Below are 23,431 nucleotides of genomic sequence, written 5' to 3'. Positions count from 1 at the left end.
TATAAAATTATCTGACCGTGACTTATCTATCAGCAATGAACAATATGATTAAAAAAATAAGCATTATCTGGATCTTGGGATTACTTTTTGTAATAAAGGTCACAGCCCAAGTAGCAGTAGCTAAGAAAGTCTTGATTGAGGGACATGCTTTTGAAGACAAAAATAACAATGGCCTTTTGGATAAAGGAGAAAAAAGGCTTTCTAAAATACGGGTGTCAAATGGTATTGATGTGATAAGCACCGATAAAACCGGAGCATATAGCTTTGAAGCTAAGATTGGTCAATCCATTTTTTCTATCACTCCATCTGAATATGTATGGGCAAAGGAAAAGAAAATAGGAAATGCAAATGCATATTACCTCAATCCTAATCATACTATTCCCGATACTTTGGTGTTTGATATACCATTAAGAAAGAGGAAGAATATCCCTCTCGAATTCAATATTGCCGCCATTGGAGATGTGCAGGTGAGCGATCAGGAGGAATTGGGATTTGCTGCCAAAAGTATATTTTCCGAACTTATAGGAAGGAAGGATATTGATTTTAATCTTGTTCTGGGAGATTTAGTCAACAATAATATGGAGATTCTGCCTGAAGTGGGGAAAATGATCGATGCGCTGCCGATGTCATCCTACACAATGGTCGGCAACCATGATCGGAACGTTGCCAATCCGGACCATATGAACGACCGATTCAATGCAGTTTTTGGAGCTGATAATTATGCTTTCAATTATGGTAACGTACATTTTATCGTGTTAAACAATGTGTTTGCTACAGGCAAAAATTCTTATGAAGGAAGATTAACTGATGAGCAGTTGACATTTTTGAAAAATGATCTTTCCTATATTCCAAAAGATGCTTTAGTAGTGCTTAGTCAGCATATTCCTATGGCTTTTACACGAAATAGAATGGACGTACTTCAATTGTTGGCCGATTATAAAAATGTATTGATTTTATCTGGACATACTCATCAGGTGGATCGTTATTTTTTTAATAATAAAGCGATACAGGAATTGGGTGCTGGTGCTACCTGTGGTAACTGGTGGCGTGGTGAGAAGGATGCCAAAGGAGTTCCGGACGCCAGGATGCTGTGCGGTAGCCCAAGGGGGTATTTTGTGATTAATATTAAAAAGAATAACTATTCGTTTCAGTTCAAAGCCGTGGATCAGGATGCCAAAAAACAAATGCATATCGCTGTTAGAGCAGGCGTATTGCTAGCCAATGTTTTTGGAGCGGCAGATAGTACGAATGTCATGGTACAGATAAATGATGGAGAATGGGGCCAGATGCGGAAAAGTAAAAGTGTAGATCCCTTTGTATCCGATATCATCGAAAAAAATAATCAAAAAATCTATCCCACTTTAGGTAGCACAGCGAATCCTTTACGAAAGCGGGCCTCTGGTCATCTTTGGGAATTTCCGTTGCAAAACGTAAATGGTGATAGCATAAAAGTGATCCGAATTAAAGCGGAGGATAACTATGGTTTTTCAGTTCACAATGAATTTACCGAGTTTTTTTCGCAGTAATTATACAAATTATTCTTGCTAGATGTACAAGCTTATGTAAAAGGGTAGGCTTGACTGTAGAAGAATACTATAGTTTTCATATGTTTTAAGTTTAGTTTAGAAGCCACGTCGAGAGATGTGGCTTTTTTTGGATACCTTATTTACCTAATGCCTTGACGATGGCCGTGCCTACAGCCTTAGCTGATTGAGGATTTTGGCCAGTGATCAATCTGCCGTCAATGGTGACATGGGACTGCCAAGGTTCGGACTTTTCATAAATCCCACCTATTGCCTTTAGTCTATCTTCCAGTAAAAAGGGGACGACATTGCTGAGCTTTACAAGGTCTTCCTCTTCATTGCTAAAGCCATTGACTTTTTTTCCTTTTATCAAATATTCACCGGTGCTCAGTTTGATGTTGATTAAGCCAGCAGGACCATGACATACAGCTGCGACAACGCCATTTGCCTCGTATATCTTGCTGGCAATCTTTGCGATTGACGAGTCGAGAGGCAGATCCCACATCGCACCATGTCCTCCGGCGTAGAAGATGGCCTTATATTCTTCAGGTTTTATCTGAGAAGGTTTGAGCGAATGGGTGATTTTATTGTGGTAGTATTTATCCTCCCAGAATTTTTTGTTAACGGGATCATTTAGGTCAAATCCATCCACAGGTGGATTTCCACCCTGTGGGCTAACGAAATCAATCTCATATCCAGCAGCTGTTAAAACCTCCCATGGATGTGAGACTTCACCGAGATAATAACCTGTTTTTTCGCCTGTATTGCCTTTTGTATCGTGACTCGTCACTACAAATAAAATTTTTGGTTTTCGGCTTGTTGCATAGCAATGCGTTACTACTAGGATGAATAAAGCCGAAAATATTCCTATTTGCCTAAAGAGTTGCTTTGCTTTCATATTGCTGTGATTTTCTTTTTGTTGGAACAAATTTCTCGATTTTGTATAGTAATTTACCGTGACCTACATCACAAAATTAAAATTCACCTTTCCATTCCCGCTATTCACCGAGTTTTCCTGAGCGTTAGTCTAAAGCCAGTAGGCTAGGGGCCTATTGTGTCGTAGTTTTGAGTCAACAAATAAGAACAGATAAACTAACACTATAAAATAAAGACATTATGAAAACGCTAGTAAAAACATTCGCAGCAGCAGCTTTAATCGCAGTATCTACATTTGCTATGGCAGCTGAAGGGCCTGGAGCAAAAGCAACAAAAGCTAACATTAACCTTTCTACAGCAGACTTGGCTTTAGAGCATTATGTTGCGGTAACAACAGAGGGCGAATCAGCAGGAGTAGAGCAGTTATTTACCGAAGATTTTAATCAAAAGATCCAAGCCTCCAATGCGCAGTCTAACAGCCGTAGCGAAGTGGTTAAATCCTTGAAAAAACAAAAAGGAGAGAAGCTAAACTGTACAGTAAGCACTGATATCATCGAGGAGTCGGCAGACTATATGGTCGCTAAAGTAACCTTGAAATTTGAAAACTTCACCAAGACTGATCTGGTTACCTTGGAGCGTGTGGGCAATGACTGGAAAGTATCCAAATCGATCAATTCGTATAAATAGAATTTCGCAACTGGTGGTTTGCCAATAATAAAAGACAAACCACTAGTGAATCATATGTTTATTAAGGCCACGTCGTGAGATGTGGCTTTTTTGCGTTTCCTCTTTTTTGTTTCATCCTCCAATGTTTTAACGACAATTGGATTTTTCACTGCATTACACCAATTTTTATGTTGGTACCTTCTCTCGAAGGATAACTTGTTCCTGTTTTTGTCTTCCTAATAATGACCGATTTGAAAGAGTTTACATACCGGTTTATGGCCCTTTAAACTAGATTCCATAGTAGTTGGCAGCTCATATCATGCAGAGTTTTCGGTTTCTCTCTTATACCGAAAACATAACGTATTCTTTATCATAGCTTCTGTTTTTTACTAATTAATTTAGCATTACGATTGAAGGGATAATTATTCCTGGACAAATGATACTTAATTATCAAACAAGAATAGGAGGTAATATGGACTAGTGAGAACTGTAAGAGAAAGGTTTAGTTACAGAAAGGGTAACTGAGTTTCGGAACACTTGATTTTTCGGAATCACTAAAGGAGCTACATCACTTGTGATGTGTATAAAACGAGTTGGAACCGAAAAAACTGTTGTCAAATTTAGGTATAGCGAGCTTCTTGGGACAAGAAAAGGACTTGCGTTTGTGAATAAATAAAATATAAACAACTAGAAAAATTTATGAAAAAGTATGACGAGCAAATTGGAGCGATAGAAAGTAAAACTGAATTTTTACAACAAATATCCGTAAAACCAGATATGCAAATTAATGCATTAGCTGCTCCATCAGATTCTGATCTCGTATTTCAGTATGATGATTCGGGCAACCAGATTCGCAGAGAAGTAATTAAAGTAAACTAAAAAATATAAGCCAGGATATTGGAATAAAGTCGTTTAAACTGACCGAATCCAATAGATAGCTTAAAGAAAAATAAAAACATGAAAAATTTAAATGAATCATCGCAATCGGTAAATGAGATTGCATCAGAAGGATTTGCCATTCAATCAACAAATAACGTGTTGCCTAAGGTTAGTTCGGATATACAGGTAAAAGCGGCTTTTACCGGTCCAAGCGATAATGTTAGCACGGCGCCATTTCAAGATACCAAGGGTACAATTGAGGTGAATTCAAATGGGCAGTTGCAATATACCTTGCCCATTGCACTTCCTCCCGGAATTAAAACGGTGGCCCCTCAAATCAATTTGAACTATAGTAGCGGATCAGGAAATGGAATCGCTGGTTATGGATGGACAGTTTCTGGCATAACAAGTATATCCAGAATGGGGCGTACGATTGATAAAGATAATGATATAAGGTCTATTCAATTTGACTATGCTGATTACTATATGTTAAATGGTCAAAGGCTGATTTTAAAGTCTGGCTCCTATGGTAAAGATGCCGCAACATATGTCACTGAGAAATATTCAAATATAAAAATTAAGTCTGTTGGACAAAATGTAGAAAAAAATGGACCGGCCCATTTTGAAGTGACTTTTGAAGACGGTTCCCAGGCTTGGTATGGACTGAATGCAGATGCCAGAACCCAAATGGAATACAATATTATAAAATGGATAGATCCCCAAGGAAATTCAATTTTGTATAGCTATATACAAGGGAATAATGTGGCCGTGATCGATCGTATCGAATGGGGCGGAAATGAAGATCTTGGAACTGCACACTTTAACAGTATTACATTTAGTTATGCGCCGAGGGCACTCCGAGAAACATCCTATGTAAAAGGGAAACTTTTTATACAGACCAATTTATTGACCAGCATCCAGGTTAAAGCCAATGGCGTTGTTTTCAAAACATACAATATGTTGTATGAAAAAGATAACAAAGGAAATCATTATCAATTTCTGAAATCCATTACTGAGTTAAATAGCAAAGGAGAGGCTGCTACTCCTGTTATCTTCGATTACAAAAAGTCTGTTGCAGGAGGGTGGAAGCAAACTTGGATTTCTAACGATACATCTCCGGATATACTTTATGGCGATTTTGATGGTGATGGAAAGATCGATATTATTAAGTATGTGGATGCTTTTCAGGAATGTCTTAAATACGAAGAGGTTTACCATCCTGGAGGGAGCAGTTCTGGTGACAATGATTCTCAGGCGGGATATTGGGAGTCTGTCTGTACACAACCTGTAAGCCATCCGGCAGGCATTTATCATTTTGGGAGCGTATTTGATGATGAAAGGCCAAAACAGGTGCTTGTCGGCTCAATTTTGACCCGCGATCAATTGAAAAGGGCTAAGGTATTCAATTTGAGAAATAGCGCAGGCGAAATGCTGACCAAACAGGGCTTTTTCATTTACGAAACTATAGCGTCGACAACTAGCTTGGAACCTGGGCGTAAAGATCTCGTGATTAAAGGATATTCTATTGAGGTCGATAGTGTTACTAATGAACGGCAGCTGAAAGAGGAGTTTATCCGAACGATACCTGCGGATCAATATGATAATACTATTTTAAGGGATTACGCACATCCCAATGAAGTAGGCTACTGGCTCAACACCACGATAGAGGAGGTCAAAGAAATTGATGTAGACGGTGATGGCCTTTCAGAACTGATTTTCGTCCTGTATGATGATATGCAATGGGAGGAGGAAAATTCTGCTCCAGGTGGTGGTTTGCCTTATATGGAAATTAAGCAGCAGATCAGCTATCGATATCTAATGGTCAGGCCTAGTGAAACAGACTCAACCAAATTAATATCGATGTTTAATGTAGGCTCATCTACAGCCAATTTTTTTAGAGGTACTGTTCTGCAGGGCGACTTTAATGGCGACGGATGTGTAGATTTTATTACTTTTGATAGCCTAGGTAAGCCCAATCTGACTGTTTTCAAAAGAGATACCGCAGGAAATTATATCACAAGCACTTCGCTATATGCAAATGTCGTTATTGAAGGGTTAAGACACCGTGCTGTAGTAGGCGATTTCACCGGCGATGGGAAGACCGATTTGTTGGTTCCGCAAGCCGTCGATAGCCGTCAATGGAAATTGTATATTTCCACAGGTGCTGGATTTAAACTACAGAATCTGCCCAATTTTGAGTTGTATAAGGAGAATTTGACATTCAACGGAAAGACGCATTCGCGCTTTATCAATAGACAATATTTTGTGCAAGATCTTAACAAAGATGGAAAAGCCGATTTTGTCGCATTTTATTCTCATATTCTTGCCGACAATAAAGATGGTACCACCACCAAATTTATGATTTTATATCATGAGAATAAAGGGATGGATGCCAATGGGAATGTGATCTTTGTACCCACAAATATCGACGGCAGTACACTGAAAAGCCGGAGTAGTTATAAAATGGATTGGTATCCTGCTGAATACAATAATTATTGGACAGAAGTTAAAGGGTATGCATCATTTTTCGCCCCCAGGAGTGCTCCTCTGATACATTTTTCTCCCATTGTTGGCGATTTTAGGATCAATAATTTTAATGAAAATATTTTGGTCTTTAGACAGGGTCGGTTGGTTAAATATAGCCATTACAGCGTTGCAGATGAAAGCTACATTGCTTCTATTAATCAGGGCGGAGTCGTTACGGAGGTGAAATATGCTGAACTTGATCCTAAAGTAAATCCAGGATTTTATGCCCAAACAAAAAAGGAGATCTTTCCTTACGTAGAATTAGAGCGTATGTCAAAGACATTCGTAGTTTCGCAATTAAAACAAGGAAACAGAAAGCAAGATTTTAAATACCGTGGCTTTGTAACCAATGTACTTGGTAAAGGCATGATCGGTTTCAGAAAATCTGCGAGATCAACTTGGTATACGGACCTTCTCAAAACGACCAAATTATGGAACGGAACGGAGATGGATCCACTGAATGAGGGCTTACCTATAAAGGAATGGAGCGTACGTAGCGTGAATGATGATAATCTTATTTTTCCTGTTGATGTTTCGGTGTCCAATACAAAATTATTATCGTTTAAGTCTATCGAATATAAGCGGTCGACCCCATCAAAAGGTGTAACAGCAATAGTGCCGATTAAAATAGTGAGCAAAGATTTTCTTAAGAATATTGTTGAAGAGAACAGTATTACTTATGGGGATTATATGCTTCCTACAACGACCACTGCTGTCATCAATACTAATTTTTCGACAGTCAATACTGTACTGGCCTACAGTCATAATCCAGCAGGTGTGGGAAAAGAGTATTATATCGGTCGGGCAGCGAGCAAAATAGAAACGATCAATGCCTATGCAGATGTTAGGTCTATTAAAGAGGAATATACTTATCTAGGTAATTTGCTTTCTACCAAGAAAACATACGATAAAAGTAATACAGCCTGGATACAAGAAGAATATACCTATGATGGTTTTGGCAATGTCACTAAAAAGGTTCTTTCCAATAGCACTGATGCACTAACAGAAACCGAACAGGCACAATACGATCCCAAAGGAAGGTTTGTGGTCAAAAAAACTGATAATCTGGGATTGGCAACTGTCATTACCTACAATGATTGGGGATTGGTACTTACTCAAACAGATCCATTGGGTGACAAGATAACAAATACCTACGATGGCTGGGGCAAAACATTGAGTGCTAAAACCACGTTAGGTGGGACTACTACCTTCACCTATGAAAAAATGGATGATGGGGGTACCAAAATCAGTGAATTTCAACCTATAGGAATGACCATTGCAACATTTATAAATAAACTAGGACAAGAGGTCAAGGTTAGAAAAAGAGGTTTTAATAGCGAAGGATACATAGTAGAAGCTGGTGGCTTTGATTATTGGGTTGAAGCTGATACCGACACGCGTATCTCTGTACTGACAGCTTATGACGAATTAGGTCGAAAAGTTCAGGAGTCCGAACCGCATCGCGATGGATTTGATCCAAAGTGGAACACCATTAGTTACAATGACAGTGTATTTCCAAGCGTAGTCACGGCGACATCATTTCATGGAAAGCAGATGCGTGTTAAACAGTCCGGACGGGTTGCGATAACGGAAGAAGTCAATGGTTATGTGCGCACAAGTAAGAAAACCATGGATCCGCTGGGTAATGTTGTCAGTTCAGAAGATAAGGGCGGCATCATTAGCTTTACCTTTAATGCCGCAGGGCAACAGCTTTCTGCCAAGTATGGGACGAATATTGTAAAAACAGAGTACGATGCCTGGGGACGCAAGTCCAAGTTTGATGACCCCTCCAATGGTATTTACTCCTATACCTATAATGGTCTAGGACAGGTGACGAAAGAAATTAGTCCAAAGGGGTATAAAGAATACCGTTATAATACAAAAGGACAGCTGACGCAGCAGATTGAAAAATCGACTGTTGTAGGAGTGACAGACAAGGTGATCAATTATGCTTACAATACGAAAGGCCTTTTGCTGACACAATCAGGTACATCAAAAGGTAAAACATTTAAGATTACTTCTACTTACGATACTTATGGCCGACTATTGACCAAGACGGAGGATAGCTTTGGTCGTATTTATGCGCAGCGGGAGATTCTCTATGACGATAAATCGCGGGTGATTTCTTATGTGAAGAGTTTGAAATCAGGTACGGTCGAGACAATTGCTGTGATTCAGCATGTCTATGAAGAGTGGAGTGGTCTTCTGCAAAAGATTGTCAATAAGACAACAGGGGAAGAGCTATGGCGTAGGCAGGAAAACAGTGCCAGCGGTAAAATTGTACGTTCTCGCTTGGGGTATACTAACATAAAAAATACTTACAATGAGCAGGATCTTCTTAAAAATACGCAGCAACAGTCCCATCAAGACATTCTGAATATGCAGTATACCTTCGATGTTACGCGTAATGAATTGAATGAAAGGATACGGACAGGAACTATTAATTTGACAGAAACCTTTACCTATGATGGCAATAACCGTCTCATTGATTGGACAAATCCAAAAAACGGAAGTCGTTCTTCCAACGTATATGACAATCAAGGGCGTATTACTACGATCGATAATATTGGAACTGTTCAATTTGGCAATACCGCAAAAATCTATCGCCCTTCGAGTATCAAGCTGAGTACCGATGGAAAACAGCTTTATAGTAATGATTTGATTCAGCGGGTGGTGTATAATGAAAACAACGATCCAATATTTATCAGCGGTCAACAGGGCGATGTACGGTTTGGTTATGGACTTTGTGAAATGCGACAAATGGTCAGCTATGGAGGAAAAGCTGCCGGAACAGAGATTGACAATGCGGCGAATTCACAATGGGAAGGTCAATATACAAAATACTACAGTGCCGATGGAAGTTTTGAAGTAATCCGTAATAATAGTACGGGGCAGGAAAAACATTTGATCTATATCGGCAATACACCTTACGAAAGTAACATTGTCTGTCTGAAAGATTATTCAGAGAGTGCTGCATCTTATAAATTTTTGCACAAAGATTATTTGGGAAGTATTTTGGCAATCAGTGATTCAGGAGGAACATTGTTGGAAGAGCGGCATTTTGATGCCTGGGGTAATTTGACTCAAGGTAATATGCAGCTTTTGGACCGAGGATATACATCACATGAACATTTTGCCATGGTTGGAATTATCCATATGAATGGTCGTCTATATGATCCCTTTTTGAGAAGGTTTTTAAATGCAGACGAGCATATTCAAGATATGTTTAATACGCAGAACTACAATAAATATGGGTATGTATTAAATAATCCACTGATGTACAATGACCCGAGTGGTGAGTTTTTCTTTGGTCTCCTAGCTATACCATTGATAAAAGCTATATTTATCGGAGCTGCGATAGGGCTTGCCGCTTATACAGTTGGCCTTGCAGTTTCGGGAAATATTGGTATGTGGAATTTGGGTGGAGCACTGAAGGCTACTCTCTTTGGAGCGGTTTCTGGGGCAATTACCTTCGGTATTGGTTCGATCTTTAAGGCTGCAGCAAGTACTTTTGGGAATGCATTATTGCAAGCTGGTGCCCATGGTCTGTCACAAGGGGTTTTAGGGCTGGTACAGGGACAGAATTTCTTGAGTTCGGCAGCTTCCGGTGTATTTGGTAGTTTAGGAGCCTATGGATGGGGGAAGGCTATGAATGGTATCGGACTAGGTCAATTTTCGCAAAGTACCTATGGAATGATAGGTTTTGGTGCAATATCAGGTGGAGTAGGTGCCGAGTTGACTGGAGGTAATTTCTGGCAGGGAGTATTAATAGGGGGCATTGTTTCGGGACTTAATCATGCGATGCATAGTATTGACTGGCAACGTTCTGAGCAGCAGGATCAATATTCAAGTCAATCAAGTAAAAAATTGTCGCAAAATGAATTTAACGAGTATGTAAAGCAGAATCGTGATTTATTAGATAAATATGCTGAATATTTAAAGCAAACGGCTGGTATTATTGGGACAGTTCCTACAGATGCAGTGGGGGTAAGAGACTTTTTCAAAGATTTATTTAAGTTTAAATTGTCTGCCTTTAAAAAGATTATCAATATTAAGACTTTAGTCGGGACACATATATACGCGACAGGGAAAGAGTTTGAAAATTATTCAAAAATGCTTGGAGACGTTAAATATAACTATGACAAAATGAATGGAAACTCAGCCGGTATGGGGGTCAGAATCAATGAAACGCGAGTTCACATCCCAGTACATGGAGGAGTTGGTTATACCATTTTTAAGTTTTATGATATCAGAACAAATAAATATTTAGGCGGTGGAAGTCTTTAAAAAATAATTATATCGCTAAAGGGGGGAAAGAATTCCCCCCTTTTATATTCACCATCGAAAGTGATATTTTATCTATAATAAGTTATTATTGTTCGTTTAGCAGATAAAGGAATAAATTTTTGAAAATTTTAAATAGCTTTGTGTAATAAATGAGAATGTATCGAACCGATTTTTATATAAATTGTCAGTTATTATATCGTAATGTTTTCTAGTATATTAAGTAAAATAACTTAGCTAATTCATATATACTCTGGTAAGGTGATGTATAGGCTGTGTTTTAAAGTTTTATAACGTACAAATTAATAAATATTTAAGAAGTGGAAATTAATAAAAAAGTTGTTCCGGGTATTTATGTTCTGACTTATGTCTGTTTAATTGTGATGAATTTTATCGCAATAGAACATCAGGAAATTAAAGGATGTTTTAGTCAGTTATTGGCTGATTTTTTTCACTTAGGGCATAAATTTGATGGTTTTCAAATTTTTAGAATATATCTTTTTTCGAACCCATGGATACTGGGATTATTTTATTATGGCTTTAAAATTAAGTGGCTTGCATATTGTTTTATTGCTACTAATATTTTGATTCTTATCGCCTTATTACAATGTTATATGAAATCAACTTAATACACTTGTTAGTATTTTACTACTTGTTTTAATAGTTGAAGACTATGATTTTTTTTAACGGAAAAAAGGTGGCTTCTTTTTTTCTTATTTTAAAGCAAGTAGAATAGCGCAATAGAAATTCCTAATGATGCAATTAATGGTACAATGGAAGATTTGGCTCTGTACTGTAGATTATTAGGAAACATTTGTTGTCTGATAAAAAATAGACCCGTTGCACCTATGCCCGAAAGGATAAAGTTAACATAAAATATATTCTGGCTCATTTCAGGATAATTATTTCGAATATAATTTATAATAACTAGTTGAATGCCTATATAGATAATACTATAAAAAGCAGTAATAACAGCTCCTTTTATATTTTTTATTTTTATGAAATTTAGCACTTGAAGTACACCACCAAAAAAGACACCAAATATTACGGAAAGCATCCAAATAAGTGTATTTGTATATAGTTCAATAGCGTTTACGTCCTCTGTGAGCCCTTTGTCCCATCCTTCGTCCACTACTTTTTCACTATCGTTTTTTTTGGCAATTAAAGCTTCGATTCGTGCTGTTTCGGAAGGAGTAAAAGTTCGCCCACGTTCCTGTAGAATCTCGTAGGCATATTTTACAGCATTTGAAACAGATCGACTATCTGGTTCTATATATTTTTCGAGTTCTCTATCTGATAGTTTACTAATAACATTTTTATTAACCATATTTTGAGAAGAATTTAAGACTGAATGCTTTATCAGTAAAGATCTAAATTTAATATTATTTTTAAATAAAAACCTACTGCTAACTTTCTCCTCCGCATTCCCGCCACTCACCGAGTTTTCCCAATCGTTGGTCTAAAGCCCGTAGGCTAAGGGCCTATTGTGTCGTAGTTTTGAGTCAACAAATAAGAACTAAAAAACTAACACAATAAAATAAAGACATTATGAAAACTTTAGTAAAAACATTCGCAGCAGCAGCTTTAATAGCAATATCAACATTCACTATGGCAGCTGAAGGACCTGGAGCCAAAGCAGCAAAAGCTAACATTAACCTTTCCACAGCAGACTTGGCTTTAGAGCATTATGTTGCGGTAACGACTGAGGGCGAATCAGCAGGTGTAGAGCAGTTATTTGCAGCTGATTTTAATCAAAAGATCCAAGCTTCCAATACGCAGTCTAACGGCCGTAGTGAAGTGGTTAAATCCTTGAAAAAACAAAAAGGCGAAAAGCTAAACTGTACAGTAAATACTGATATCATCGAGGAATCGGCAGACTATATGGTCGCTAAAGTGACGTTGAAATTTGAAAACTTTACCAAGACTGATCTCGTTACCTTGGAGCGTGTGGGTAATGATTGGAAAGTCTCCAAATCGATCAGTTCGTATAAATAGGAGCCATCCCTTACAAATATATAAGTTGTGAAGCCATGTCGTGAGATGTGGCTTTTTCTGTTTTATGTTATTTTCAATTCCGAAGAAAGCAGAAATCTTCTCTGCAAAATTGGAAGCTGAAATATTTTAGAAAATTATGTATTATTGCTAGAGTACATATTATGCAAAGTAGTTTTACGATGAGACTAAAATTTCTCCTTGTTATTTTGGGGCCAAGCTTTTTGCTTTTTTCTTGTAAAAACAAGAGTTTAACAAATTCCATTTGGAAAAATTGTGGCGATAATAGTGACCTACAGGATATCCTTGTGTTTAATGATACGTATAATTTCGTACGGAATGATACCATCTATAGCAGGCTGGTTATTGACTCCCCAATCGCTGTAATTAACCGGATTGATAGCTATTATGGCGAAAGAAGATTATATCTAAACAGGCTTTCTGATCAAAAAACCTATAGGTACTGTGAGCAATAATTGACCATATTAACATGTTTTAATTTATGCAATTCAATAATGATCATCAGTATAATGTCGGTTTAAGAGTGAAAAAAACTAAAAATTGGCCATTCTTATTTATTGTATTTTTAGTGGTTTTGGCAATTGTATATTCACGGTTAATTACTCATTCGATGATTATAGGGAAATATTATTTTAAATATCACGAATGTACTGCTATGGGGGATTTACCGAATAGGGATGATATGCTTACTTTGCTTGATGAAAATAAATATAGAAGTCCTTACTGGGGAAATGGAGAGTATCGTATAGAATATGAGTTTTTTAGAACAGTATTAGTTTTAAGCAATTCAGGTGGGACTGTCTCAAATGAGCTAGAAATAAACAAAGTTGGAAATAAGATCAATATTGTTTTGGATGATACCTGTGGTTTTTTTTATGAAAAGGCTGATTGGAAGATATCGGATTAAATAGGATAAATTATATTACCATCAAAATCTAGTTAAAGCATATCAAGTTAATCTTTTTTTCAATATTTTATTCTTCAGGGAGCTACGTTTTTTATCATGATATCGTTTGTCTTTTTATTTAACAGGCTGGTACGCTCGCTGAAAGAATATGTTAGCTATATACTATCTTTTCTGATTGCCTATATCTTTTTAATGCTCCTGCTTTGGCAGATAAATGGCGGGGATCTGTTTGTATTTGTTCAGAAGTATCATAATAATAGAGATTTTTGGGCAATGGTTTTCCCTTTTGCTTTTTCCAATATTTGCATGATAATAAAATCGATGCTAAAAAAATGACGAATTATTTTTTGTGAAAAATATTAAGATTTTATGAATCTGGCTTTTTTACGTCAAAAGGGCCTGATTCTCATCAGACCCTTTCTCTTAGCGTTTATCTGTACAGTAATTTTTATGTTTCCTATTGTTTCCTCTTTTTTGTTTCGTCATCCAATGTTTTTAAAGACTATTGGATTTTCACTGTACGACGCCAATTTTTATGTTGAACCTTTCTTTCGAAAGGTATCTTGTAGCCGTTTTGTATAGTAAGAACAGTTGTCGATTTGAAATAGTTTTATTGGAGTGATTTTTTTTATAACAGGATATTTACCATGAAAGAGGAATTTGCAAAAGAAAATTGGCTAAAAATAATTGACCAGTCGAATAGCATTAGAGATTTGATTGAAAGTCAGGATGATTGAAAACGGCTAGTTTTCTATAACTCAGCTATGGCGAAAGCTTATAAATTGATTCCCCAATAATTAGTAATTTTATTCAGACCTGCACTTTTGTAAAGAGAATGCTGGGCTCATCCGTTCAACATCGATCGATCACTATAGTTCGGCCTGGACTATTATGGTTAGCGGGTTCTGTTTGTCCATGTTGTAAAATATAAAATTCTGATTTTAGCAATTATGAAAATCTATTATTCGAGGATGGGTTTAAATAACTTTTATAGGGGTCTTGTTCGTACCTGCTTCGTACAGCATTCGGATTAGGTCGGGGAGGGTTCTATTGTTGACTAGTCTCTGACCAGTTTTTCCCTGTTCAGAGACTGGACAAGGTCTGTTGGGTGTCTGTACAATATCTGTAGTTGATCCGAACGTGGTACGAATCTGATACGAAGCAGGCTCACCTCTCTATTTCCGCCATTCACCGAGTTTTCCTGAGCGTTGGTCTAAAGCCGATAGGCTAGGAGCGTATTGTGTTGTAGTTTTGAGTCAACAAATAAGAACAACAGAACTAACACAATAAAATAAAGACATTATGAGAACGCTAGTAAAAACATTTGCAGCAGCAGCTTTAATCGCAGTATCTACATTCGCTATGGCAGCTGAAGGACCTGGAGCAAAAGCAACAAAAGCAAACGTTAACCTTTCCACAGCAGACTTGGCTTTGGATCATTATGTTGCGGTAACGACTGAGGGCGAATCAGCAGGTGTAGAGCAGTTATTTGCAGCTGATTTTAATCAAAAGATCCAAGCATCCAATACGCAATCTAACAGCCGTAGCGAAGTAGTTAAATACTTAAAAAAACAAAAAGGCGAAAAACTAGACTGCACAGTAAGCATTGATGTCCTCGAAGAATCTGCAGATTATATGGTAGCTAAAGTGACTCTAAAATTTGAAAATTTCACCAAAACGGACTTAGTTACCTTGGAGCGTGTGGCTAATGACTGGAAAGTATCCAAATCAATTAATTCATATAAATAAATCTCAAGAACTATTGCTCTGCGAAGCTATAGGTAGAGCACTAGTGAATCATATGTTTAAGTTTAGTTTAAAGGCCAGGTCGCGAGATCTGGCTTTTTTATGTCAAAAGGGCCTGATTCTCATCAGACCCTTTCTCTTAGCGTTTACTTGTACAGTAATTTTTATGTTTCCTATCGTTTCCTCTTTTTTTGTTTCGTCATCCAATGTTTTTAAAGACTATTGGATTTTCACTGTACGACGCCAATTTTTATGTTGAACCTTTCTTTCGAAAGGTAGCTTGTAGCCGTTTTGTATTATAAGAACAATAGCCAGTTCAAAATAGTTTTATAATTTTTTACTAACTGCAGTTTTAATTCAAAAAGCTTACGCTCTTAGTGAAGTACAGGTTGTACTAGTAAACATTTGAAACATCCTTTGATTATCAACCAGAGCTTACAACTCGGGATTAATCATGAAGGACCGCTAATCATAAAATACCTTCAGCTGCTCCAGCCTCTTTTTTACCAGCTTACTTTTCATCGGTTCAAAACTCATGATTTCTTTGCTGTTCTGTTTTACGGATACCCGAAACGGCTGGTTTAGCTTTGCTGTCAAATGATAGATAGCCACTAGCTCAGCGAGGTCTTCAAACCATGCAGCTGTACTGTAAAGTGACGCGAAGGGTGTTTTTTGAAGCTCTTTGTAAATTTTAGGTGCATCAGAAACTGACACCTGCTTTCCGCTCCGGAAGCGTGCGGTTGCCAGCAAAGGGCTAATGAACGCTTTCTCGGGCACATTCGCGGCATGCCAGATACCCCGGGTAAATGCTGTAGGTGCCGCAACTGTATCACTTTCGAAGGAGTGAGGTGTAAGAGCCAGCACCGCATCCACTACATGCGTTGCCTCGTGAAGCAATACGTACACCATAGCGTCCAGCTCGCCGGCATCTATCGTTACCTTCAGTCCGCTGTCTTCAGGAAATGTGTAGTATGAATTCTCCTTCCATGTGGCCCATTGGGAAACAGTTTCATTAATAATTTCTGCACGAAAAGTGATGTTGAATTTTTGGGTTGAATCGGCTGTTTCAACCGGGGATGTAAGTGCCGTGTTGGGCATATTATCCATGAAACTTATACTGTGCAGATGTTGTTTCAGAATTTTACTATGCAGCGGCGACAGCATGTTAAAGGCCTTTGCGACCTTGTCTTTTTCTTTGGCTGTCAGTACATGATCCACAGGCTGCATCCCTGCTTCGCGAAATTTGTTGAAAACTTCGTCCGGTGCCGGTTTTATTCGTTCTGCCAATGCTGACAAGGACCGGCTCTCTGAACTTTGCGCGCGAAGAGCCATCGGGATAATAAGAGAAAAAAATAAGTAAGTAAAAAATCTGCTTATCATATTGAATTTTGTTTTGGAGCAAAAAAGACTGAATTTACAAAAAAGACTGAATTTAATTTATGGCAAGAAATTTTGCCCGGAATGCTGATGGCGTTTCACCTGATTTCTGCACAAATAGCCTGCTGAAGTATGCTGGATCTTCATATCCCAGTTCATAGCCAACCTCTTTTGCCGTCAGATTGGTATGTACCAGCAGCCGTTTTGCTTCTAACAGAATTCTGTTCTTTATCACATCATTAGGCTGTGGCAGATTGAGCCTTTTAAATTTATGGCTAATCGTTTTTGGAGCCATAAACAGCAGCTCGGCATAATCGGCAACATGGTGCTTTTCTTTATAATGTTCGTCAACCAACAAGGTAAACTTCCTGAAAAACTCCAGGTCGCTGTTCTGTTCAGTAAGTTCTTTATCGAGATTTTGCTTTTTCCACAATCGTGCAGATTTGATGAACAATTGTTTGAGATAGGTACGAAGCATCTCTTCCAGCGAGGTATCGTTCAATCCGAACTCATCCGTCATCTGTCCGAAAATATAGCTAAAGAAAGGAATTTCGCCACTGTCCAATTCCACCATCGGCATATTGTAAATGTTGCTGAACAGCAATCCGTTACAGGCTACTTCCTCATCATGTATCTGGATACAATAAAAGTTGCGGTTGTAAAAAATGAAGTGTCCCTCTTCTTGTCCGAGCTTCTTTATATGCAGATGCTGATTGGGGCTTATAAAGAACAGGGAGGGCTGTTTTACGGAATATTCAGTAAGATCAACCTGTAACTCAGTTCCCATTGAAAGAAGCAGTACTTTTATGTATTGTTTATAACCCGCGCCATTAATGGAATCGACATTTTCTTCATGCAACGATATAAGTCCTATGGTTTTTAGGTCGTTTCGAAATACTTTTTCACTTGCCATATTGGTAAACTAATGGGGTTAAAAATACAAATCTCAGTTCAAATAGAAACAGGAGAACATAATATTCTTGCTCTCCTGTTTTGCAATTCATCATGATTTTGCAAATTTCTCCAGCTCAGTATTGAATTTTTCCATTTCTTCGACAAATAAGGCATGACCGCTGTTTTCAAAGCGGATAAGCGTTGCATTTTTTATGCCTTTCTGTAATTGTTCGGCCCAAACAAGCGGACAGTTTTTATCATACACTCCCTGAAAGATGGTTACAGGAATATTGATTTTTGAAAGCTGGGGGCGTAGGTCCAAATCGCGGAGTGCGGTGATCGATTCTGTCATGGCATAAGGAGAGGCCTGCAAGTTGATATTCTCCAACCATTTTTCTACGTTTTTAGAGATATTGCCCTCTTTCGCCACGAAGCCTGCACCGAAACTTGCGATTAGATCCTCTCTTTGTGTTTTGGTTGCGTTTATCAATCCTTGTACCACTTCATTCGGCAATCCGTCAGGAAAACCTTCCCGCTGTTTCCACGATGGTGCTGCCGCCCCAAACAGCGCTAGCTTGCTTATATGGGCGGAGTTATATTTTGTTACATAATGCAGCACCACTGCGCCACCGAGCGAAAACCCTCCAAGCGTAGCATTTTGTATGTCCAGTTTTTCCAGAACCACTTTTATATCATCGGAAAAAACATCAAAATCATATTTTCCGTAAGGTTTATCTGATTTTCCAAAACCACGAAGTGTAATTCCAATCACTCTGAATCCTCTGCGGGATAGATATTGGTATTGGTATTCGTACATTTCATCGCTCAATGGCCAACCGTGAATCAATACGATAGGTTTACCTTCGCCAAGGTCGGTTACATGGAGCTTTACTCCCTTTTCTACTTCGATGTATTCTGCTCTTCCGGCAGAAGCTGGTACTCTTTTCCCTTGAGCAAAAATAGAAGTGCTCAATAAAGTCATCACTAAGCTGATTGTTGCAATAATTGTTTTCATTTTTTTAATGTTTAAATTGTTTAAAAGTTATGATACAAAGATATAATCAGCTTAATTCGAAAGGAATGGATAGTGGTGGATATGTATTGTACTTTTTTCCCTAATAAAGAATTTAAGGGTAATAGCCGTGAATCCAAGGTAATATTGAAATTTGAAGTTCTTACCAAGGCTGATCTCGTAAATCATCTATTTATTAAGGTCACGTCGAGAGATGTGGCTTTTTTATGGTTTATCTATTTTTATTTAGTACGGTTTATTATCCTAAATAATCTTGTCTGGGATTTGACTTAACTGTGAAACTAAATAATTAATGGGGACGGTCAATTCAGATTGGTTACAATAGTATTGATCAATAACGCCGTAGATTTCAAACAGTGATATATTAAAGCCATCTTCGATGTCATTGTAGTAAATTATTTGATTTCCAAATAAAGCAACCACCCAAAAGCCCCCACTTTCATCTCCAAATGATTTTTCTTGCCACTTATGAGGAGTTACTTTGATGAGATTCCAAAGGTTTAAAGCTTTATAATCCATTGTCAGTTCTGCCTGCAAAATAAGAAGTTCTATTTTGTAAATTGATATCGGTGTCCACATGCGCTAAGATAATGAAATTTTAAAGTGAATTATCTATCTCGGAGTCTATAGCTTCATTGAATCGTTAATTCAAATGATAACTTTCATCTCCCCATTTCCGCCATTCACCGAGTTTTCCCGATCGTTAGTCTAAAGCCGATAGGCTAAGAGCCTATTGTGTCGTAGTTTTGAGTCAACAAATAAGAACAACAGAACTAACACTATAAAATAAAGACATTATGAAAACTCTAGTAAAAACATTCTCAGCAGCAGCTTTAATCGCAGTATCTACATTTGCTATGGCAGCTGAAGGGCCTGGAGCAAAAGCAACAAAAGCTAATATTAACCTTTCTACTGCAGATTTCGCTTTAGAGCACTATGTTGCGGTAACGACTGAGGGAGAATCGGCAGGTGTACAGCAGTTATTCGCTAATGATTTCAATCAAAAAATCCAAGCTACCAATGTGCAGTCTAATAGCCGTAGGGAAGTGGTTAAATCCTTGAAAAAGCAAAAAGGCGAAAAGCTAAACTGTACAGTAAGCACAGATATCATCGAGGAATCGGCAGACTATATGGTCGCTAAAGTGACTTTGAAATTTGAAAACTTCACCAAAACAGATTTAGTTACTTTGGAGCGTGTGGGCAATGACTGGAAAGTATCCAAATCAATCAATTCGTATAAATAGAATTTTACCACTGGTGGTTTGCCAGTATTAAAAGACAAACCACTAGTGAATCATATGTTTATTAAGGCCACGTCGTGAGATGTGGCTTTTTTACGTCAAAAGGGTTTGACGTTAATTGAATGCTTTACCTCAACTTTTGTATGTAAAGTAGTTTTTTACTTCTTTGGTGTTTATTATTAATTATGTTTTTTTTTGTCGTTATTTGATGTAATAGATAACTATTGTGAAATTATTGGTTTATTGATCTTTAATTTTCTTCTTTTTGAACACTTTTGTGTAGTTGATTTCTCTTTATGTTATTTTTTATCGAATATGTAGTATGTTTGCTTTCGTTGTAGGTTTTTTTAATTAAATATGATTTTGTAGTAATTTTTTTTAAATAGAATAATATATATGAAAAGTAATATAAAGTATTTTAGTATTTATGCCATGGTGTTTCTTCTGCTTGCTGCCTGTAAAAAGGAAAATGGCGTTGTGAAGCCACCTGTAGATCCACCGATAGAAACGAATGATTTGAAGTTGAAGCTAGATTCAAAAAAGGTGCTTGATTTTCAAAAGATCACCTCCTCCAGTGCAGCGTCTTCTCTGGAGGAATCGGAAATAAAAAAGTACTTTGAGGATCGTGTTGATCTGTCAATACCTAAAGAAATTATCGTTGAAAAGGACTCCACAATCCTCATTAAACAATATGGTATTACAGAGCGCTACAAGTCAAAATGGGAGAAGGATGATCTTTATCTCCAGGATAGCGACGAATCATCGTGGAAGCTAATCGGCGCGAAAAAGAACAAAACAGATTTTGTGCTCAGCATGAGCTTTTATTCAAAGAAAAGTGTTACTCAGTCATCACAGAATTTTTTGATAGGGCAAGAATATAATCTAAAATCTTATGATCACCTGTTGTCTAAAAATGCTGAGAATACAGATTTTATTTGGCTGAAAATTGACTTACTATATAATAATACCAAATAATGATTAAATACATCACACTACTTCTCTTTTTAGGAACCGGATTTTCAAAGATTGCCGTGAGTCAAGAACAGAAGTCAACCCTCATAACGGTTAAATCACCTGAAGAATTATATGTCGGAGCAGTATTGGAAAAGCATACAATCAATTCTCCGATCCCCCCGGTTCTGAATGTCATATTAGATAATATTGTCGTCAATTTTGGCGGTTTAAATGTTAAGAGTAAAGTCATAAAAACCGAAAAGACATCATTTTACAAAGCAATTGAAGAGGCTCTACAAGGGAAACGCTCGGATAACAGGCGCTTTTCATTTGATATAAAAGAATTGAATGGCTATAATGATGTTTCTCTTTATTTTGGACAGCAGATTGATCTGGCAAGTTGGTTCTCCATCACCGAAACGGCAAAGAAACCACGGACATTACTGGCTATCAATATGGAAAAGATTGCTTTTACAGTAGATATGGACTTACCTGCCGAAGGAACTTTTAACACAAATAAAGAGCTTCTTAATAAATACGATATAAATGACCTCATTTATATCAATACACTTTCTTTCGGAAGAAAGGCCGTTGTTATCGTCGAATCGGACTTAGCTGGTACATTGGTCAAAGAAGCGTTATCCGCTCAGCTTAAAGGGAACAAGCTTGCTGATAAAGAAAGAGCCGTTCTCGCAAACTGCAATTATCATGTTGCTTTCCTTGGAGGGCGTCACAGTGATTTAGATTTCAGTGCCGGACAACTATTGCAACAACTAATAAATTATATTGATACAACGTTGGATGTAAACAATTACGGAGATCCTATTGCGTATAAGGCCGCTTATTTAAAGAATCACCAAATTTTTTATAATTCATATTAACCATTTTTTTGTTTCTTATTTAACCTATTTTTTAATCATGAAAGTTTTCAGGACCTTTTGTGGTGCACTTATATTTTTCATAATTGCATCATGTAACAAGGATAATCTATCCATTCATACCGAGAATAGTCAGGTGCCGAATGCGAGTGTACGCAAGCCATATCAAATCAAAATAGACTCGTCATATGCTTATCAAGGTGATTCTTTATATAAAGTCATGGCACGGGAATACAGTAGCCGTTCTGAATCAAATGTTAAAAATAACCAAAGTAACGCTCTTTTTGTAAAGAAAGCGTCTATAGCAGGGATGACACCTGAGGACGAAGCTTTTTTCTCAAAAAGACATACGGTAAAAAGTACTGAAGCGATGTTGTATCAGGGAAAAAACTTTATTTTTCCAGGGGCGATTTTGGAAGGGAATAGTATATCCAAACAGGTCTATAATCCTATTTTCCTTGCGAATAGAAAACCGATAACAGTTTCAATGAGCTTGACTCACACTACCCCTAAGCCGACAAGCCGCATCATTACAAATCCAACATACTCTAAGCTGGATGATTACGTCAAAGAAATGGCTATTGGTGGAAGTTTTAAGCAGAACGAAAAATTTATGTTTCAATATAGGCGTTTTACTTTTTATGATGAGATCAAAGAGGCATTTGGTACCGACGTCAATACACAAAGATTGTTCTCCTCGAAGAGTGAGAACAGCAGTACGGAATCTCACAAAATATTGCAGTCTACCGGACTTTATGTGAAATTCTTTCAGGGTAGTTTTACTGTAAATATGGATATAGCACCACTAGCAGATCAGCCGATCCAAGGTACTTCTGGTGAACCACCTGTTTATGTTAACTCAGTTACTTATGGCAGAATGGGAATACTTGTTATCGAAACAGATAAAGAGTATCAGTTTGCCGAAACGTGTATAAGAAAAGAATTTGACCGAATCTTCTATAACAAAACAGAAACTTTAACAACAGAGGAAAGGAAATTTTTTGACGAGACATCGTTTAAAGTCCTTATTATGGGAGCGGATAGCGATTATACGGTACAGACTTTTAAAGGGTATTCTTATTTTCTGAATTTGATTTACAACTCGAAGTTTACCGAAACAAGTTTTGGTGTTCCTATTGCGTGTTCATTTTCAGATGCAAATACACATCAATTGGTTGAAACAGAATTTGTAAATACGTCATTTGTGGAGCCCTTGTATGTAAAAGTAAACAGAGAGAATAGTGTCTATGAACCGGACGCATCAAGCAACAATTATCGTTCTAGGGCGAATATTGTTTTAAACTTCTTTAAGGATAGAGAAAAGACTAAACCTGCTTATCCCTATACTGACATCTATTTTGAGGTGCAAAAATATGAGAATAAATGTATCTATACGCCCAATCAAAACAATTGGCCTGAAATTTTGATGGATTGCCAGAGCAGCTCCGACCTCTTAAAACTAAGAAATATTAATCTTTCGAACAGACTGGTTGTGGGGACCGAATTCTCCTCTTATGAAAGTAATGGCCCCGAACCCATGCCGGATGAACCCAGACGATATTGGGAAGCAACAGATTATCAATTAAATTATAACTTAAGGTCGAGTCCATTTTTTATTACTATCTATTAAATTA

18 protein-coding genes are annotated in these 23,431 nt (G+C 37.5%); 12 read left to right on the top strand and 6 right to left on the bottom strand.

Annotated features, from left to right (window positions below; all coding sequences use genetic code 11):
- Positions 1-44 precede the first annotated feature (44 nt).
- Positions 45-1,526: a calcineurin-like phosphoesterase C-terminal domain-containing protein gene (locus HS960_RS14550; RefSeq protein WP_182329773.1), complete on the top strand. Its 1,482-nt coding sequence runs from the start codon at positions 45-47 to the stop codon at positions 1,524-1,526.
- A gap of 136 nt (positions 1,527-1,662) precedes the next feature.
- Here HS960_RS14550 and HS960_RS14545 read toward each other — a convergent pair whose 3' ends face one another.
- Positions 1,663-2,421 (bottom strand): type 1 glutamine amidotransferase domain-containing protein, encoded by a 759-nt coding sequence (locus HS960_RS14545; RefSeq protein WP_182329771.1) that lies wholly within the window; start codon positions 2,419-2,421, stop codon positions 1,663-1,665.
- 218 nt (positions 2,422-2,639) lie between these two features.
- Here HS960_RS14545 and HS960_RS14540 point away from each other — a divergent pair, with 218 nt between their 5' ends.
- From HS960_RS14540 to HS960_RS14525, 4 genes are all read left to right on the top strand, one after another.
- Positions 2,640-3,086: a nuclear transport factor 2 family protein gene (locus tag HS960_RS14540; protein WP_182329769.1), complete on the top strand. Its 447-nt coding sequence runs from the start codon at positions 2,640-2,642 to the stop codon at positions 3,084-3,086.
- A 678-nt stretch (positions 3,087-3,764) separates the two neighbouring features.
- Entirely contained in the window at positions 3,765-3,944 is a 180-nt protein-coding gene (locus HS960_RS14535) for a hypothetical protein (protein ID WP_182329767.1), read from the top strand.
- A gap of 78 nt (positions 3,945-4,022) precedes the next feature.
- Complete coding sequence (locus HS960_RS14530) at positions 4,023-10,757, top strand: SpvB/TcaC N-terminal domain-containing protein (RefSeq protein WP_182329765.1); 6,735 nt, start codon at positions 4,023-4,025, stop codon at positions 10,755-10,757.
- Between the two features lie 317 nt (positions 10,758-11,074).
- Positions 11,075-11,383, top strand: a complete 309-nt coding sequence (locus HS960_RS14525; protein WP_182329763.1) for a hypothetical protein — start codon at positions 11,075-11,077, stop codon at positions 11,381-11,383.
- An 89-nt stretch (positions 11,384-11,472) separates the two neighbouring features.
- Here HS960_RS14525 and HS960_RS14520 read toward each other — a convergent pair whose 3' ends face one another.
- On the bottom strand, positions 11,473-12,081 hold the full coding sequence (locus HS960_RS14520) for a hypothetical protein (protein ID WP_182329761.1): 609 nt from the start codon (positions 12,079-12,081) through the stop codon (positions 11,473-11,475).
- A 221-nt stretch (positions 12,082-12,302) separates the two neighbouring features.
- Here HS960_RS14520 and HS960_RS14515 point away from each other — a divergent pair, with 221 nt between their 5' ends.
- From HS960_RS14515 to HS960_RS14505, 3 genes are all read left to right on the top strand, one after another.
- On the top strand, positions 12,303-12,749 hold the full coding sequence (locus HS960_RS14515) for a nuclear transport factor 2 family protein (RefSeq protein WP_182329760.1): 447 nt from the start codon (positions 12,303-12,305) through the stop codon (positions 12,747-12,749).
- Positions 12,750-13,248: 499 nt separating this feature from the next.
- The gene (locus HS960_RS14510) at positions 13,249-13,674 is read left to right on the top strand and encodes a hypothetical protein (RefSeq protein WP_182329758.1); all 426 of its coding nucleotides are present in this window, start codon (positions 13,249-13,251) and stop codon (positions 13,672-13,674) included.
- A gap of 1,302 nt (positions 13,675-14,976) precedes the next feature.
- Positions 14,977-15,423: a nuclear transport factor 2 family protein gene (locus HS960_RS14505; protein WP_159729578.1), complete on the top strand. Its 447-nt coding sequence runs from the start codon at positions 14,977-14,979 to the stop codon at positions 15,421-15,423.
- A 462-nt stretch (positions 15,424-15,885) separates the two neighbouring features.
- On the opposite strand, the gene HS960_RS14500 is transcribed toward HS960_RS14505, so the two are convergent.
- From HS960_RS14500 to HS960_RS14485, 4 genes are all read right to left on the bottom strand, one after another.
- On the bottom strand, positions 15,886-16,752 hold the full coding sequence (locus HS960_RS14500; RefSeq protein WP_202883686.1) for a hypothetical protein: 867 nt from the start codon (positions 16,750-16,752) through the stop codon (positions 15,886-15,888).
- 100 nt (positions 16,753-16,852) lie between these two features.
- Positions 16,853-17,710, bottom strand: a complete 858-nt coding sequence (locus tag HS960_RS14495) for a helix-turn-helix domain-containing protein (RefSeq protein ID WP_153846964.1) — start codon at positions 17,708-17,710, stop codon at positions 16,853-16,855.
- A 90-nt stretch (positions 17,711-17,800) separates the two neighbouring features.
- Positions 17,801-18,706, bottom strand: coding sequence for an alpha/beta fold hydrolase (locus HS960_RS14490; RefSeq protein ID WP_120335520.1), 906 nt, complete (start codon positions 18,704-18,706; stop codon positions 17,801-17,803).
- Between the two features lie 261 nt (positions 18,707-18,967).
- The gene (locus HS960_RS14485) at positions 18,968-19,303 is read right to left on the bottom strand and encodes a hypothetical protein (RefSeq protein ID WP_228280020.1); all 336 of its coding nucleotides are present in this window, start codon (positions 19,301-19,303) and stop codon (positions 18,968-18,970) included.
- Between the two features lie 218 nt (positions 19,304-19,521).
- Here HS960_RS14485 and HS960_RS14480 point away from each other — a divergent pair, with 218 nt between their 5' ends.
- The 4 genes from HS960_RS14480 to HS960_RS14465 all read left to right on the top strand — a co-directional run bounded on the left by HS960_RS14480 (position 19,522) and on the right by HS960_RS14465 (position 23,427).
- Entirely contained in the window at positions 19,522-19,968 is a 447-nt protein-coding gene (locus HS960_RS14480) for a nuclear transport factor 2 family protein (RefSeq protein ID WP_182329756.1), read from the top strand.
- Between the two features lie 393 nt (positions 19,969-20,361).
- Positions 20,362-20,940, top strand: a complete 579-nt coding sequence (locus HS960_RS14475; RefSeq protein WP_153846958.1) for a hypothetical protein — start codon at positions 20,362-20,364, stop codon at positions 20,938-20,940.
- Positions 20,940-21,800, top strand: a complete 861-nt coding sequence (locus HS960_RS14470) for a thiol-activated cytolysin family protein (protein WP_153846957.1) — start codon at positions 20,940-20,942, stop codon at positions 21,798-21,800. Before HS960_RS14475 ends, HS960_RS14470 begins: the two co-directional genes overlap by 1 nt.
- Positions 21,801-21,837: 37 nt before the next feature.
- Positions 21,838-23,427: a thiol-activated cytolysin family protein gene (locus tag HS960_RS14465; RefSeq protein ID WP_182329754.1), complete on the top strand. Its 1,590-nt coding sequence runs from the start codon at positions 21,838-21,840 to the stop codon at positions 23,425-23,427.
- Positions 23,428-23,431: the final 4 nt, after the last annotated feature.

This window comes from Sphingobacterium paramultivorum (assembly GCF_014109745.1).
GTDB classification, from domain to species: domain Bacteria; phylum Bacteroidota; class Bacteroidia; order Sphingobacteriales; family Sphingobacteriaceae; genus Sphingobacterium; species Sphingobacterium paramultivorum.
The sequence above is the reverse complement of the archived record's forward strand: the minus strand, read 5'-3'. Positions and strand labels throughout refer to the sequence as shown.